The organism is Paraburkholderia sp. GAS348 (assembly GCF_050434205.1).
GTDB lineage: Bacteria > Pseudomonadota > Gammaproteobacteria > Burkholderiales > Burkholderiaceae > Paraburkholderia.
The window spans coordinates 153,436-169,389 of sequence record NZ_JBNPVT010000004.1 but is presented as its reverse complement, the minus strand read 5'-3'; the positions used below and the strand labels follow the sequence as shown (position 1 = coordinate 169,389).

Sequence of the window (15,954 nt, the reverse complement as noted above, 5' to 3'; positions counted from 1 at the left end):
AGCCGCTCGAAAGCGGCTTTTCTGTTTGTTGCTGAAGCAGCACAGGGCAGTGCGTTGCTTAGACTACGTGCTGCTCGTCCACCTTCTTGCCGCCGATATGCAGCGTGGTGCCCTTGCCATACTGCTTCGAGAGCAGATCGCGATACAGACCCGGCCGCTGACGCAACGCTTCCGGACTGCCGTCGTCGATCACCTTGCCCTGGCTCATCACGATGATCCGGTCGAAATTGTTCAGCGTCGACAACCGGTGCGCGATCGCGATCACCGTGCGGCCCACCATCAGCCGGTCGAGCGCCTTCTGGATCGCTTCTTCCGACGCGCTGTCGAGCGCCGAGGTGGCTTCGTCGAGCAGCAGGATCGGCGCGTTCTTCAGGATCGCGCGCGCAATCGCGATGCGCTGGCGCTGTCCGCCTGACAGTTTCACGCCGCGGTCGCCAACGATCGTGTCGAACCCTTCCGGCATGGCTTCGATGAAATCGCTGCAGCGGGCTTCGCGCGCGGCAGCGACCACTTCTTCCCGGCTCGCTTCAGGGCGGCCGTAAGCGATGTTCTCGTACACCGTGCGATGGAACAGCGAGATATCCTGCGGCACCAGCGCGATCGCATGGCGCAGGCTGTCCTGGGTGATCGTGGCGATGTCCTGGCCGTCGATCTTGATTGCGCCGCCCTGCGTCTCGTAGAAACGCTGCAGCAGCGCCAGCACGGTGGATTTGCCCGCGCCCGACTTGCCGATCAGACCGACCCGCTGGCCCGGCTCGATATGCAGGTCGAAGTGATCGAGAATCGGCCGGCGGCGCGGGTAGGCAAACGTCACGCCTTCGAAATCGACCCGGCCGCCTTGCGGCACGAGTTCTGTGGCGCCGTCGCGGTCCGGCATGCCGTGCGGTTCGAGCAGGGTGCGAACGGCTTCCGCGAGCCGCGCGACGTGCTGCGTGACGTCGACCAGCGCCACGGCCAGATCACGCGTGCCGTGCAGGATCGTGAAGCCGAGCGAGCTGACCAGCACGATGTCGCCGGAGGTCGCCCGGCCTTGATCCCACAGCCACAGCGCCCAGCCCAGCAAGCCCGCCGACAGCAGCGCGGTAATCACGGCATGCAGCAGGCGGAGCTTTTCCAGATAAAGCAGGCTCTGCTGGCGCGCTTCCATTTCCGCTTTGACGGTCGCGCCGAAACGCTGCTGTTCGCGAAACGTCATGCCGAAGGCGCGCACGAGACCCATGTTGCTGATCACGTCGACCAGTTCACCGTCCACCGACGCTGCTTTGGTGGCGAAATGGTGATGCCGCGCCGAGCCACGCCCGGCAAGTTTGTACAGCACGACCGACAGAATGGCCGAACACAGCATCAGGCCGCCCGCCATTAGAGGATTCACGGCGGTGATCATGACGATCGCGCCGAGCACCGCGATACACGGCGGCAGCACGTTCCAGGCGGTGGTGTTTTCGGCGGTGTAGACCGCGTTCGACGTTGCCGTGATGCGGCTTGCCAGCATGCCCGGCTGTTTCTCCGAGTAGTAAGTCGGCGAGTGGCCGCTCAAGTACTGGAACAGGTCGCGCCGCAAGTCGCCGGTCACGGCCACGAACGTATGCGCGGCAGCCCAGCCGCCGACCCGCCACAGCAGGTTGTCGGCGGCGATCAGGCCAACCAGGATGGCGAACGCGCCCCACAGCGGACCGGGGTGATGCCGGCCTTCGCCGAGCACGTCGATCAGGTGCTTGATCGCGTATTGCGAAGCGAGCGCACAGCCCACGGCCGCGAACACGCTGCACAGGACGATCGCATGCGCGAGCGGATGGCGGCGAATAAAGCGGAAAAGAAACGCAAGCGGCCTGTGCGCATAGCTCGCAAGCTTTGCGTTCTGGGCATTACGCTGGGCGATGGTTAAGTGTTCCAATTGATCGTGAGGTCGGTGTGTTTCAGGTTATGCATGCAAGGCATGGGCCATAGCAAAAGGCGCTCGCCGCGAAGCCGATGCTTCGCATTGTAAACATGCAAAAGCGATTGCGCCCTGTGTATCCGGGCCATGGCGCGACTGATTTCGCGATAGACGACCGCAACCTACTGTTTCTCGACCCGCCGATGGAGCGGTCGTTCATGCAGGCTGCGGAATATTTCGGGATATAATTACAAATTGCATTCAACTGCGGCGCGGCATTTCTTCAATGCCTGCCGGCAAAGTTGGCGCAGGAGCTTACAGCTGCCGTCATCGAGGTCAGCGCTGCAAGCGAGTTGTTACTGTAGAACTGTCTTATAAAACAAGGGTTTGTAAAGTGTTTCGCCTTTGTAACAACGTAAAGACTTTGAAATGTTGTGGTGCAGCGAGATCCCCGGCATTGATAATGCATGCTCTGCTGGCCCACCGAAATATCTGACAGTTTGTCAACGTAGGTGTCATGTGTGCGTTTACCGGCACATGCGCAGACAGCAAACTGCTGATCTGGGCTCACTACCCAAGCGATCCATCGCAGGATTTCTCGAAAGAATCAGGCCCGCGCCGGCATATCCGGCCAGACTGCCCTGGCGAGCAAGCGAGTCGCTTTTACCAAACGCAGTACTTTTGCCTGATTTTTTACGAGGAGTTCTTCATTATGCGAATCGCTCAAATCGCTCCCTTGCACGAGGCGGTTCCTCCCAAGCTTTACGGCGGGACGGAACGCGTGGTGTCCTACCTGACCGAAGCGCTGGTTGAACAGGGCCATGATGTCACGCTTTTCGCAAGCGGCGATTCGCAAACCTCGGCGAAGCTCGAAGCCTTCTGGCCGCAGGCGCTGCGCCTCGACCCGACCATTCGCGACGTGATGGCGCCGCATATGCTGCTGCTCGAAGAAGTGCGCCGCCGCGCGGACGAATTCGACGTGCTGCATTTCCACATCGATTACTACCCGTTTTCGCTGTTCGCCCGCCAGCCGGTGCCGTTCCTGACCACGCTGCACGGCCGTCTGGATCTGCCGGAACTGCAACCGATCTTCAACACGTTCAGCGACGTGCCGGTGGTGTCGATCTCGGACAACCAGCGCATCCCGCTGCAACAGGCGGGCTGGCTGCAAACCGTTTATCACGGCTTGCCGGAAAACGTGCTCACGCCGATCAAGGACGTCGAGCCGGGCTACCTCGCATTCCTTGGCCGCGTCTCGCCGGAGAAGGGTCTCGACCGTGCGATCCGCATCGCCGGCCAGGCGGGCATGAAGCTCAAGGTCGCCGCCAAGATCGACAAGGCCGATCGTGCCTATTACGAAGAAGTGATCAAGCCGCTGATGGCGCTCCCGCACGTTGAATACATTGGCGAAATCGGCGAAGCCGAAAAGCGTGAGTTCCTCGGCAACGCGCATGCACTGGTGTTCCCGATCGACTGGCCGGAGCCCTTCGGTCTGGTGATGATCGAAGCCATGGCTTGCGGCACGCCGGTGATCGCGTTCAATCGCGGCTCGGTGCCGGAAGTGATCGAAAACGGCGTGTCGGGTTTTGTCGTCGAAGACGAAATCAGCGCGGTTGCCGCTGTGAAGCGCCTGCACACGCTGCCGCGCGCCAAGGTGCGTGCGGCCTTCGAATCGCGCTTCTCGTCGAAGGTGATGGCGCAAAACTACGTCGCTACCTACGAAGAGCTGCTGCGTCAGAAGCATCGTACGGTGCTGCGCGAAGTCAACGCCGGCTAATGCGCGGCGAGTAAAAGCAGTCAGACCGGCGTGCCGGAGCACTTTCGGCGCCCCCGGCTCGGCGCCCCCGGCAATCAGATGGTCCGGCTGCGCCCCAGCAACGCCCCGCGCGCATCCCGCCCGCGGGGCGTTGTTGCATACGCGCCGCGTTTTTGCCCGTGGGCGGCAGAAAGTGCGGTTTTGGGACCGGCAAGCATGAGCCTGCCTCGGTAATATCCCTATAATGGCCGTGCCGCAAATTTGGCTGCGGCGCCGCAGACGACAGGAGGATGCCTTGGCGAGAACGAAAGAGACGCGTGCGAACGCGGCGCCCGGCGCCGGAACGATTTTCGCGTTGCGCGCCATCGGTCTCATGCTCCTCGCTCGCTGGCTGTTTTCGATGGCGCAGATGGATCTGGGCGCGTCGCTGTCGGCGATGGTGTCCTCGCCGTGGGCGTGCATCAACCTGGTGTTCCTGTTCCTGCTGATTTTCCTGCCGGGCGCGCGCGCCGTGGCCGAGCGCCCCTTTCATCCGCTGCCGCAATGGCTGCGGCAGGCGCTGCGTCTGTTTGCGTTCCTCGGATTCCTGTTTGCGGTCTGGTCGGTCGGCGCGTTTGCGGCGAGCGCGGGTTGGCGGCGCGCCGCGCAGGCGGTGGCGGCCACCAACGGCTGGCTGTTGGCTGCGCCGGCGTTGTACGCGGCGGTCGTATGGATCTGCCGGCCGCGCGCGCTGTGGCGAACCAATATCGCCGCGCGACGCTATGCGATCGGCCGCTATGCGGTCGCGCTCGATCCGGCCACGCGCACGGTGGTCGTCTGGGCCGAGCGTCGCAAGGTGGGGCAGTACGACGCTCGCGAATTGTCCGTGCGATGGGCGGCGGCCCCAAGCGTGAACGTGCCGCCGGCCCCCGTCGTGGCGTTCGGTGTTGCCGGCGAGCCGGGTGGGCCGGCGGCGCCGCTCGGTGCGCCTGCGTTGGCTCGCGGGGGCTTCGGCCGACGTCCGAAAATCGAATTGCTGTGGGACTCGCCCGCTGCGGCGGGCCACAATCGTCAAACTGTGTTCCGCGCCGCGCTGAATACCGAAGGCGATCGGGTCGCCGCGCGTGCGCTCGACACATCGTTGCGGCAAGTCTGAATCTGTCGCTTTGTGCATTCGACCACACCACACGGGCGAAGCAGGCATCGTAAAGTGAGCGGTAGTTGATAATAAGACGTGCCACCCGGCGTTTCAGTGGGCGGGTGAGAACTACATCGATCGTATTGCGTCGTTTCCAGGAGTCGCTATGCTGGTTCGCTGGTTGCTTGCCGCCCTTCATCTGCTCGCTTATGGCTTTGCGCTCGCGTCGATTCTCCGGCGCACGTGGTCACTGCGGCGAGCCAGCGTGCCCGCTGCATTGCGATCCGTATTCCGCTCCGACACGCGGTGGGGCATTTCAGCGCTGGTGCTGATCGTCACCGGTCTGATACGCGCCTTCGGTGGTTTCGAAAAGGGCGCCGACTACTACCTCCATGAGCCGCTCTTTCACGTCAAGATGACGCTGCTCGTGCTGATACTCATCCTCGAAGTCCCGACGATGCTCGGCCTGATGCGCTGGCGCGCCAGTATCAGAAACGGCGCACCGCCTGATTTGCGAAAAGCGCGTAGGTATGCACGTTTCAGCGTGATCCAGACCGTGCTGCTGGTATTGATGGTGTTCGCGGCTACCGGCATGGCGCGCGGTGTCGGGCTGCCTGCGGGCGTGGTTTAGTCGGGCGCAGAGAGGCGCATGCGTGACGCCAGCCGAAAGCGTCTCTTGCCGGCGGCTTCTGCATGACGCCCCGCACGCTTCTCCGCAATTTACTTCTCGACCAGCAAGCTCGAATCATCGAGCCGATTCGCCTTCGCGCCGTCGGTCTTGTGCGTGACTTCCGAATCGCCCAAGCCCTTGATCAACTCTAGCGCCTGGCGTTCGAACAGTCTCCGGTACAGGCCGTTCTCGCGTCTGATCAACGCTTCGTGATTGCCTTCCTCGATGACCTTGCCCTTGTCCAGCACCAGCAGCCTGTCCAGCGCTCGCACGGTGGAAAGACGGTGCGCCACCACCAGCGTCGTGCGGCCCATCATCAGCCGCTCCATGGCGTGCTGGATCAGCACCTCGCTTTCGCTATCGAGGCTCGAGGTCGCTTCGTCCAGAATCAGGATCGGCGCGTCCGCGAGAAACGCCCGCGCAATCGCCACGCGCTGACGTTCGCCTCCCGAGAGCTTGATGCCGCGTTCGCCCACCAGCGTGTCATAACCTTGGGGCAGCCTCGCGATAAAGTCGTGCGCACTGGCGAGCCTCGCGGCGCGTTCGATCTCGGCTCGGTTCGCACCAGGCCGCGCATAGGCGATGTTCTCCGCGAGCGAGCGGTGAAACAGCACCGGCTCCTGCTGAACGATCGCGATCTGGCTGCGCAACGACGCCTGCCGCACACGGGCGATGTCCTGGCCGTCGATCGTGATCCGGCCTTCCGAAATGTCGTACAGCCGCTGGATCAGCTTGATGAAAGTCGTTTTCCCGGAACCCGAATGCCCGACGAGCCCGACGCGTTCTCCCGGCGCGATGCGCACGGAGAAGTTGTCATAGAGCGGCGTGGCTTTCGCGCCGTAGTGGAAGGTGACGTGCTCGAAGCGAATTTCGCCTTTGCCGATCGCGATCGGGGCCGCGCCTGGCCGATCTTCGATGCCCAGCGGCTGACTCTCCAGCGACACCAGTTCTTCCATGTCGTTGACCGAGCGCTGCAGGTTGCGAATGTGCATGCCCACATCGCGCAGATAGCCTTGCAGCATGAAGAACATCGTCAGCGCGAACGTGATGTCGCCGACGCCCGCTTCGCCGCGCACCCACAACAGCAATGCCGCGCCGAGAATGGCGGCCTGGATTGCCACCAGCATGCCGCCTTGCACGCCGCCGTTGATCGTGCCGCGCATCCACGTGCGGCGCGTGCGATGGCGCCACTTGACGATCACACGCTCGAGCAGGACTTCTTCACGCTCTTCGGCGCCGAACGCTTTCACCACGCCATTGCAGCTGACTGCGTCGGCGAGGGCGCCGCCCATGCGCGTGTCCCATGCGTTAGCGAGGCGCGCGGCGGGCGCAACGAAGCCGAGCGACATGGCCACGGTCACTGCGATATACAACACCGAACCGATGCCGACGACTGCACCTATCATCGGCCAGCGCCAGCCGAGCAGCACCGTTGCGCCGATCAGCATGACCAGCGACGGGAACAGCGCGATCAGCAGCGTGTCGTTGAGCAGATCGAGCGCCCACATGCCGCGCGTGATCTTGCGCACCGTGGAGCCCGCGAAGCTGTTGGCGTGCCAGTCCGTCGAAAAGCGTTGCACGCGATGAAACGCGTTCGCGGCGATCTCGCTCATCATCCGAAGCGTTAGCCGGATGATGTTGAAGAACACGCCCTGGCGAAGCAGCGTGGCGCCGAGTCCGAGCACGCCCAGTACGCAGAAGGCCGTGATCGCAGCGTGCCACGCGACGGCGTCGCCGGCGGAGCCGGATGCGATCGCGTCGACGAGTCGTCCGGCGAACATCGGCGTGAGTACGTCGGCCAATGCCGAGAGCAGCACCAGCGCTGTAATGACGAAGACGCGCCAAGGCTGTTTGGCCCAGTGAAGGAAGGTGAAGCCGAGGACGTTCTTGAAGGCCTGTCCACGAAAGTCGAGTTTTTTTCTGGTCATTTGACACGACCCGGTGGCGCGCGAGCGCACCGAGGTTCCAGTCAGAAGCGAAAGGAAAAGACAGTCAAGCGAGCCGGACTGTGTTGACAACAATGCCGGCAATGAGACTACGGACTGTCTGGGATTTGCGCGGACGGCCTGTTCAGGCAGAACCGCGTGAGCGACGACGCGACGACTTTAAGGTCGCGAGAACGGTCGCGAGACCATCCCAGGGACGGCGATATGCACTGCGAACATGTGGCGCCTCCCTGTGGTCGAATGAGGTGAAGAAAATAGACGGGGCGATCGCCCGAAAACTGACTATATCAGCAGTATTTGGCAGCCGCAATCGTACGAAAGTTCGGTGTTGACGTCGAAGCAGAACAGGGGCTTGTGGGGGGGCGTGTTATCTAACGCTCGTACACGTCAGCGATCAATCCGCCATACGCACGCAAAACAGAAGCAAAAACAAAAAAGCCCTCGACTTACGTTCGAGGGCTTTTTCTTGCGGGTCTTCGGAAACCCGCGAATCTGGTGGGTGGTACAGGGATTGAACCTGTGACCCCTGCCGTGTGAAGGCAGTGCTCTACCGCTGAGCTAACCACCCGAAGAGAGCCGAATTATGTCAGGGATTTTTTCACTCGTCTAGTACTTTTTAAGCGGTTTGCTCATCCGCGGCTGGCGAGGGATCAAGACGCCACACGCTGGTGCCTTTGACCGCTTTGTCGAGACCGTCGAGCACGGCCTGATGTTCGGCGACCTCGTCGTCGCTCGCGGCGATCACGACCAGATTCAGCGAGTCGATCGCGATGCGCGGTGCGTGCGCGTCGCCGTCACCGTGCGAATCGCCGAGCATGTCGATGACCAGGCTTTCCTGGCCGCGCGTCATCGCCAGATACACCTCGGCGAGCAGTTCCGAGTCGAGCAGTGCGCCGTGCAAGGTGCGGTGCGCGTTGCTGATGCCGAAGCGGTCGCACAGCGCGTCGAGCGAATTGCGCTTGCCTGGGAACATCTGCTTGGCGCGCGCCAAGGTATCGATGATCTCGCCGCAGCAGGTTTTCACCGGCGGCAAACCCAGCAGCGCAAATTCGGCATCGAGAAAGCCGATGTCGAACGGCGCGTTGTGAATGATCAGGTCCGCGTCCTGAATGAAGTCGCGAATCTGATCGGCAATCTCCGCGAACTTCGGTTTGTCGCTCAGGAACTCGGTGGTCAGCCCGTGAACGGCCAGTGCACCCGGATCGCTGTCGCGTTCCGGGTTGATGTAGAAATGCAGGTTGTTGCCAGTGAGCCGGCGGTTCACCATTTCGACGCAACCGAGTTCAAGGATCCGGTCGCCGGTTCGCGCATTCAGGCCGGTGGTCTCGGTATCGAGGATGAGTTGACGCATGTCGGATTAGCCTGCTCGAAAAAAATCAGCAAAAAAGAAGGGCGCGCGCGGGGGCGCCGCGGACATCACGGCACGCATCACATTGCTGCGAGTGACGCGACGCCGCGATTGGCCAGTTGATCCGCGCGTTCGTTTTCCGGGTGGCCATTGTGACCGCGCACCCAGCGCCATTCGATGTCGTGCTGCGCGACGAGCGCATCGAGCCGCTTCCAGAGATCGGCGTTCTTCACCGGCTGCTTCGCGGCGGTGATCCAGCCTTTTTTCTTCCAGCCGTGAATCCATTCGCTGATGCCTTTCTGCACGTACTGCGAATCGGTGTGCACGACGGCCTTGCAGGGGCGTTTGAGCGCCTCGAGCGCGGCGATCACGCCCATCAGTTCCATGCGGTTGTTGGTGGTGTTGGGTTCGCCGCCGAACAGTTCTTTTTCCTGGTCGCCAAAGCGCAGCAGCGCGCCCCAGCCGCCGGGGCCGGGGTTGCCCTTGCAGGCGCCGTCGGTATAAATATCGATGAGGTCGGAAGTCATTGAGTGTGGTTGCGTGTGTTCGGGGTGGCGGCGGGCGCGAGGCCCGCGGCGAGGACAGGTTTCTTCACTTTCAGCGGGCCGACGAGGCGCATGCCGCGCACGCGCTTGATCGCCTTGATCATGTAGGTGGCGCCGAAAATCGGCCACCAGCGGTCGCCGGCGGCTTCCATGAAACCATAGCGGGACAGCCATTGATCGCTGCCGAGCGGCGGACGATAGCAGCCGAAGCGCCCGCGTTCAAGGTCGAAACCCAACAGTTTGATCCAGTCTTTCAAACGCGTGAAGGCGATCAGGTCGACTGCCGCGGGCACGAACGGTCGCCCGGTCATCTTGCCGACCGATTGGCGCGCGCCCCACAGCGACAGCGAATTGAAGCCGAGAATGATCAGTTGGCCTTCGGGCATCAGCACGCGCTCGGCTTCGCGCAGCAGCCGGTGCGGGTCGCTCGTGAATTCCAGCGTATGCGGCATCACGATCAGGTCGACGCTTTGCGCTTCGAACGGCAGGTCGAGCAGGTCGCACCAGACAGCGCTACGCCCGGCCGGCGCAGGCAAACCCGCGGGCAGACCTTGCACGGCGCCACTGCCCAAACCATTCCCCACGCCATTTCCGGCACGCCCCGGCCCGCGCGGAAAAGTGTAGGGCGCGCTCGCGCCGCTCGCTGCGTCGAGCACAAGTCCGCGGCACGGCATGCGGTTTTCGCGCAAGGCGTCGAGCTGCGGCAGGCCGAGTTGCAGCGCATGGTAACCGAACACGTCGGACACCACGCGATCGAGCTGGGTCTGTTCCCACTCGAGCACGTAGCGCCCCGGCGGCGAATTGGTCCAGGCAGGCCAGTCTATAATTGCTCGATCAGTCATATCAGAGAATACGTCACCTATGAATGCGCTCGAGTACGTACCGGTCCCGGCGTTTGAAGACAATTACATCTGGGTCGTTTCCGACGGGCATCACGCGGTGGTCGTCGATCCGGGTGAGGCCGCTCCCGTACACGCCTATCTGGCGAAACGGGGTTGGCGGCTGAGCGCTATTTTACTCACGCACCATCACCAAGACCATGTCGGCGGGGTGGCCGATCTGCTGAACGGCCAGGCCGTTCCCGTGTACGGCCCCGCCGGCGAAGCGATCCAGCACCTCACGCATCGTCTCGAAAACGGTGATCACGTGACGATTGCGGCGCCCGCACTCGAATTCGATGTACTCGACGTACCCGGTCACACGAGCGGCCATATCGCCTATTTTCAGGTGGCCGACCCGCGCGGCACGCCGCATGTGTTTTGTGGCGACACGCTGTTTGCATGCGGCTGCGGCCGCTTGTTCGAAGGCACGCCCACGCAGATGCTGGCGTCGCTGGATTCGCTTGCCGCGCTCCCTGGTGCGACCGAGGTGCACTGCGCACACGAGTACACGTTGTCGAACATCCGCTTCGCGCTCGCCTGCGAGCCGGGCAACGCTGAACTGCAAGCCTGGCGTGACAAGGCGAGCGAATTGCGCGCGCGCCATGTGCCGACGTTGCCTACCACCATCGCCCACGAACGTGCCGTGAACCCATTTTTGCGCGCCGGCAATCCGGCAGTTCAAGCAAGCTTGCAAGAACAGTTGCACGAAAAAGTGCCTGATCGTTTGGCGGCATTTACGTTGATGCGCGAATGGAAAAACCGCTTCCGTTGACCCGATCGCGATCAGGGCGTTGCTCATGCGAAGAATCGAAAAAATTCGCCAAGCCCTAGATTTCCTTGATTTTTTTCGTCATTTTCCGATTGACGTAAACGTTGCCGTTTCGTACTATCGGCTCAAATTCCAGCCCTTGTGGAAGCCGAGACGTTCATGCGATTTATCTTTAGTGCGTTGTTGGTCCTGGCACTCGCCGCTTGCGCGAGTCAGGGACCGGCGACGAATAGCGCCACCACCGCAACAAACCCCGCCAGCCAGCAAGCCGTAGCCGACGCCCTCCGCAAGACAGCCACCGCCAAGGAGACGATCAACGTCGACCAGGGCTCGGTCGATCAACTGACGAGCGCAGACGCCGACCTTTGGGGTCGTATTCGCCGTGGTTTTCAAATGCCGGATCTGCAAACCGACCTCGTCGACATGCAGGTCAACTGGTATGCGCAGCGCCCGGACTACGTGCAGCGCATGACCGAGCGCTCGCAGAAATACCTGTACCACATCGTCGAAGAGCTCGAAGCGCGGCACATGCCGACCGAGCTCGCGTTGCTGCCGTTCATCGAATCGGCGTACAGCCCGCAGGCGTTGTCGGTGGCGAAGGCCGCCGGCATGTGGCAGTTCATGCCCGGCACGGGCCGCACGTACAACCTCAAGCAGAACATGTGGCAGGACGAGCGCCGCGACGTGCTGGCCTCGACCAGCGCCGCGCTCGACTATCTGTCGCGCCTGCATGACATGTTCGGCGACTGGCAGCTGGCGCTCGCCGCCTACAACTGGGGTGAGGGCAATGTGCAGCGCGCGATCGCGCGCAACGAGGCGGCGGGGCTGCCGACCGACTACCTCAGCCTGCGCATGCCGAACGAGACGCGCAACTATGTGCCCAAGCTGCAGGCGGTGAAGAACATCGTCATGAACCCGCAGATGTACGGGCTGACGCTGCCGTCGATTCCGAACCACCCGTATTTCGTCACGGTTACGACCTCGCACGACATCGACGTGGATACGGCGGCGAAACTCGCTAATCTCTCCCCGGACGAATTCCGCTCGCTGAACCCGTCGTTCAGAAAGCCGGTGATTCTCGGCGCCACCCAGCCGCAGATTCTGCTGCCGTTCGACAACGCGAGCGCGTTCGAGCGCAATCTGAAGACGTACTCCGGCTCGCTGTCGTCGTGGACCACGTACACGGTCACCGAGCGTGCTGCACCGGCGGCGATCGCGCAAAAGATCGGTGTCGACGCGGACACGCTGATGGAAGTGAACAAGATTCCGGCCGGCATGCGCCTGAAGCCGGGCTCGACGATCGTGGTGCCGCGTGGTTCGGACGACGACGAAGACATCAGCGCCGACGTCGCCGAAAGCGCGGTGCTGGCCATGGAGCCCGACGTCCCCGATACCCGCAAGATGCTGATCCGTGTGCGCCGCAATCAATCGATGGCCGCCATTGCGGTGCGTTACGGCGTGTCGATCGGCCAGTTGAAGGCGTGGAATCGCACGCATCGCGATCAGGTTTCGCGTGGTCAGGTGATCGTGCTGCACGTGCCGGTTGGTAAGGCAATGCCGAGCGAACCGGGTCCGGAGCGCATCGCGACTGACGTGCAGGGCGGCGGCGTCGAGAAGATCGGCACCCGCGTCGCAGACACGAAGGGCGATTCGCGCTACGATAAAAAAAGGGGCCGTGGCCATTCCGCCGTGGTGAAGGTGTCTGAGCCGGTCGGTAACGCCAGCAAGCCGACAACGTCTGGCGCCAGCAAGGTCAAGGTGACGAAGGTATCGGCTTCCACGTCCAGCAAGGCGTCGAAGGCTGCGGCAGATAGCCGCCAGAAGACCGCGGCCAACGCGAAGAAGGGAAAGTAGACCAAAAAGCGGCTCCCACGGTAGTGACCACATGCGTTGCGGGGGCAGCGCATGAATTGCGCTCCGATCACGCACCGTGTTATTCCGACGCCGTCGCCTATGGTGACGGCGTTTTTCATTCTGCAGATCAATGCAGGCGAAGTTCGCGCGCTTCATTTATCTTTCGTGCTTAGGCCAACGTCGGCCGCTCATTTCAAAGCTTATGTCGTCGACCCAGTTGCGCGTTTTTCTGCTGTTTTCCGCCGGCTACTTCGTTTCTTACGTGTTTCGTGGCGTCAATCTCGGCTTTGCGCCCTTCATTACGCACGATCTCGGCTTGTCAGCCACGGATCTCGGCTTGCTGACCAGTCTGTATTTCCTCGGCTTCGCGGGCGCGCAGATTCCGGCCGGCGTGTTGCTCGACCACTTCGGCGCGCGTCGGGTGACGGCGGTCACCTTGCTGTTTGCCGCGCTGGGCATCTGGGTGTTCGGCGCCGCGCACAGCGTCGGCATGATGATGCTTGGGCGCCTGTTGATCGGCGTTGGTGTGTCCGTGTGTCTCGGCGCCGCCTTCAAGGCGCTGGCGCAGCATTTCGCGGCGGCCCGGCTGCCGCTGATGAACGGGCTGGTCATGGCGATCGGCGGATTCGGCGGCGTGATGGTCGGCTCGCCGCTCACGTGGGTGCTGAGCTTCGCCAGTTGGCGTACGGTCTGCATCGGTCTGGGTTTGCTGACGGTGCTGGTGGCGGTAGCGCAGTGGACTCTGGTGCCGGATACGAAGGAAACCCACCATCAGGCGAGTCTCGGCGTCCAGTTCAAAGGCACTTTGCACATCCTGAGGAGCGCGGCATTCTGGAAAATCGCGTCGTTTTCGGTCCTTACGCAAGGTGTGTTCTACGCGATGCAGTCGCTGTGGGTAGGCGCCTGGTTGCGCGACGTGCAGGGCTTCGAGCCGCGTGAGGCTGCCGCGCTGGTGTCGATTCTCGGCTTCGCCATGATGGCCGGCTGCGTGGGCTTCGGCGCGGCGGCACGCAGCCTCGAACGGCGCGGCGTCTCGCTGTACGTGTTTTGCGGCATCGGCATGGCGCTGTTCGTCGTCATCCAGCTGCTGATCATGTTCAGCGCGCCGCTGCCTGCGAGCCTGCTGTGGGCGGCGTACGGAATCTTCGGCGGTACCGGGATTCTCAGTTATGCGGTCATGGCGCGGCATTTCCCGGCGCAGATGATCGGCCGGGTGAATACCACGCTGACGCTGATCATCTTTCTGCTGATTTTCGGCTTCCAGATCGGCGTCGGCGCCATACTGTCGCGCTGGCCTGCCAGTGGCGGACATTATCCGGTGGCCGCGCATCTAACCGCTTGGGGCATTCTGGTGGCGCTGCAAGTGTTGAGCGCGATCTGGTACGTTTTGCCCAGCCGCACGCGGCTTCAGCCGATGCAGGTGCGTGCCGAACAGCAGGTTTAAGGCTGCCACGCGGGCGCGCGCGGGGTGACGTCAAATTTGCCGCTCCTATCCCGATTCCGGTCCGTGCAAATTTTGTCCAGCGGCTCCCGAGCCTTGCGCAACAAGGTTTCGGCGAGTTTGGGAGCGTGCTCGGCTACGCCGTCTTCCCATCTCGGATTTGGAGGGAAGGGTGGTTTCGCGCTATAATTTCAAGGTTTGAGCTTATCAACCCGCACCCTAGCGCCTACCTCTCCCACACCGTTCATCCGCCGCGCGCTTTTGACGCCCCGCACCCCAGCCGATCCGTCCACACAATGGACCCATCGCGCCCCTTGCGACGTCACTAGCAGTACGCGAGCGAGTCTGCGCGCGCATCCTGTCGATGCGTTTCGCTGCGGCTCGCAGTCGGATAGACAGGTCGGCAACAGGGTGTTCCCCAAGGAGTCTCCCGTGTTGCCGTCATTTTCTCCCGCTCTGCTCGCGCTCGCCGACGGCACGGTCTTTCGTGGTTACTCGATCGGCGCCCCCGGGCATACGATCGGCGAAGTCGTGTTCAACACCGCTATCACCGGCTATCAGGAAATCCTGACCGACCCGAGCTACGCGCGCCAGATCGTGACCCTCACGTATCCGCATATCGGTAACGTCGGCGTGAATGCCGAAGACGTCGAAGCCACGAAAGTCCATGCCGCCGGCCTGATCATCCGCGATCTGCCGGTTCTCGCGTCGAATTTCCGCATGGAGCGCACGCTCCCGCAATACCTGAAGGACGAAGGCGTGGTCGCCATCGCCGGTCTCGACACCCGCATGCTGACGCGCGTGCTGCGCGACAAGGGTGCGCAGAACGGCGCCATTCTGGCCGGTTCGGATGACGAAGCGAAGGCAATCGAACTCGCGCGTTCGTTCCCGGGTTTGTCGGGCATGGACCTCGCGAAGGTCGTGTCGACGAAGGAAACCTACGAATGGACCCAGACCGAATGGCGTCTGGGCACCGGCTACGGCACGCAGAACGCGCCGAAGTACCGCGTGGTCGCGTTCGATTACGGCGTGAAGTACAACATCCTGCGCATGCTGGCCGAGCGCGGCTGCCACGTCACCGTGCTGCCGGCAGAAGCCTCCGCGGCCGATGCGCTGGCGCTCAACCCGGACGGCATCTTCCTGTCGAACGGCCCCGGCGATCCAGAGCCGTGCGATTACGCGATTCGCGCCACCAAAGAGCTGATCGAGCGCGGCATCCCGACCTTCGGCATCTGCCTTGGCCACCAGATCATGGGTCTCGCCGTCGGCGCTAAAACCATGAAGATGAAGACCGGCCACCACGGCGCGAATCATCCGGTGAAGGATCTGGACGACGGCCGCGTGGTCATCACGTCGCAGAACCATGGTTTTGCGGTCGATGCCGACACGCTGCCGGCCAACGCCAAGGTCACGCACATCTCGCTGTTCGACGGCACGTTGCAAGGCTTTGCGCTGACCGACAAGCCGGCGTTCTGCTTCCAGGGTCACCCGGAAGCATCGCCCGGTCCGCACGACATCGCCTATCTGTTCGACCGCTTCACCGCGTTGATGGACACGAAGAAAGCTGGCAAGACCGCAGCGGCATAAATAGCTTGTAAAGCAGCTTGTGAAGCGCCCTGGCGGCGCGCGGCTCGCAACGCGATTGGCGCACTCAGCGCGAAGCATGGCGAGCCGCACACAACAGAGCGCGCGCAACGGTGAAACGACGCGCGCCGACGGAAAGAATTCAGGAATACATTAGCGAGAGCGTT

At 62.6% G+C, this 15,954-nt stretch carries 12 protein-coding genes and 1 tRNA gene; 7 read left to right on the top strand and 6 right to left on the bottom strand.

Features of this window, described 5'->3' with window-relative positions; genetic code table 11:
* Window positions 1–58: 58 nt before the first annotated feature.
* Window positions 59–1,894 carry an ABC transporter ATP-binding protein gene (locus P3T22_RS08730; protein ID WP_063496825.1) on the bottom strand — a complete coding sequence of 612 codons (1,836 nt, stop codon included), beginning with the start codon at window positions 1,892–1,894 and terminating at the stop codon, window positions 59–61.
* Between the two features lie 694 nt (window positions 1,895–2,588).
* Here P3T22_RS08730 and P3T22_RS08725 point away from each other — a divergent pair.
* The 3 genes from P3T22_RS08725 (at window position 2,589) to P3T22_RS08715 (ending at window position 5,380) form a co-directional block, all read left to right on the top strand.
* Complete coding sequence (locus tag P3T22_RS08725; RefSeq protein WP_063498026.1) at window positions 2,589–3,653, top strand: glycosyltransferase family 4 protein; 1,065 nt, start codon at window positions 2,589–2,591, stop codon at window positions 3,651–3,653.
* 274 nt (window positions 3,654–3,927) lie between these two features.
* Complete coding sequence (locus P3T22_RS08720; RefSeq protein WP_063498025.1) at window positions 3,928–4,767, top strand: hypothetical protein; 840 nt, start codon at window positions 3,928–3,930, stop codon at window positions 4,765–4,767.
* A 148-nt stretch (window positions 4,768–4,915) separates the two neighbouring features.
* Window positions 4,916–5,380 (top strand): DUF2214 family protein, encoded by a 465-nt coding sequence (locus P3T22_RS08715; protein WP_063496824.1) that lies wholly within the window; start codon window positions 4,916–4,918, stop codon window positions 5,378–5,380.
* 89 nt (window positions 5,381–5,469) lie between these two features.
* Here P3T22_RS08715 and P3T22_RS08710 read toward each other — a convergent pair whose 3' ends face one another.
* From P3T22_RS08710 to P3T22_RS08690, 5 genes are all read right to left on the bottom strand, one after another.
* The gene (locus tag P3T22_RS08710) at window positions 5,470–7,347 is read right to left on the bottom strand and encodes an ABC transporter ATP-binding protein (protein ID WP_429324767.1); all 1,878 of its coding nucleotides are present in this window, start codon (window positions 7,345–7,347) and stop codon (window positions 5,470–5,472) included.
* A 511-nt stretch (window positions 7,348–7,858) separates the two neighbouring features.
* A tRNA-Val gene (locus P3T22_RS08705) sits at window positions 7,859–7,933 on the bottom strand.
* A gap of 48 nt (window positions 7,934–7,981) precedes the next feature.
* The gene (dnaQ, locus tag P3T22_RS08700; RefSeq protein WP_063496823.1) at window positions 7,982–8,716 is read right to left on the bottom strand and encodes a DNA polymerase III subunit epsilon; all 735 of its coding nucleotides are present in this window, start codon (window positions 8,714–8,716) and stop codon (window positions 7,982–7,984) included.
* Window positions 8,717–8,793: 77 nt separating this feature from the next.
* Complete coding sequence (gene rnhA / locus P3T22_RS08695) at window positions 8,794–9,240, bottom strand: ribonuclease HI (protein ID WP_063496822.1); 447 nt, start codon at window positions 9,238–9,240, stop codon at window positions 8,794–8,796.
* Complete coding sequence (locus P3T22_RS08690) at window positions 9,237–10,100, bottom strand: class I SAM-dependent methyltransferase (RefSeq protein ID WP_063496821.1); 864 nt, start codon at window positions 10,098–10,100, stop codon at window positions 9,237–9,239. The genes rnhA and P3T22_RS08690 overlap by 4 nt, the downstream gene beginning before the upstream one ends.
* 19 nt (window positions 10,101–10,119) lie before the next feature.
* Between P3T22_RS08690 and gloB the strand changes: the two genes are divergently transcribed.
* From gloB to carA, 4 genes are all read left to right on the top strand, one after another.
* Entirely contained in the window at window positions 10,120–10,911 is a 792-nt protein-coding gene (gloB, locus tag P3T22_RS08685; protein ID WP_063496820.1) for a hydroxyacylglutathione hydrolase, read from the top strand.
* Between the two features lie 156 nt (window positions 10,912–11,067).
* A complete protein-coding gene (locus tag P3T22_RS08680) occupies window positions 11,068–12,762 on the top strand; it encodes a transglycosylase SLT domain-containing protein (RefSeq protein WP_063496819.1) in 1,695 nt (564 codons plus the stop codon).
* A gap of 202 nt (window positions 12,763–12,964) precedes the next feature.
* On the top strand, window positions 12,965–14,206 hold the full coding sequence (locus P3T22_RS08675) for an MFS transporter (protein WP_063498023.1): 1,242 nt from the start codon (window positions 12,965–12,967) through the stop codon (window positions 14,204–14,206).
* Between the two features lie 429 nt (window positions 14,207–14,635).
* Window positions 14,636–15,790: a glutamine-hydrolyzing carbamoyl-phosphate synthase small subunit gene (gene carA / locus P3T22_RS08670; RefSeq protein WP_063496818.1), complete on the top strand. Its 1,155-nt coding sequence runs from the start codon at window positions 14,636–14,638 to the stop codon at window positions 15,788–15,790.
* The last annotated feature ends 164 nt before the right edge of the window (window positions 15,791–15,954 follow it).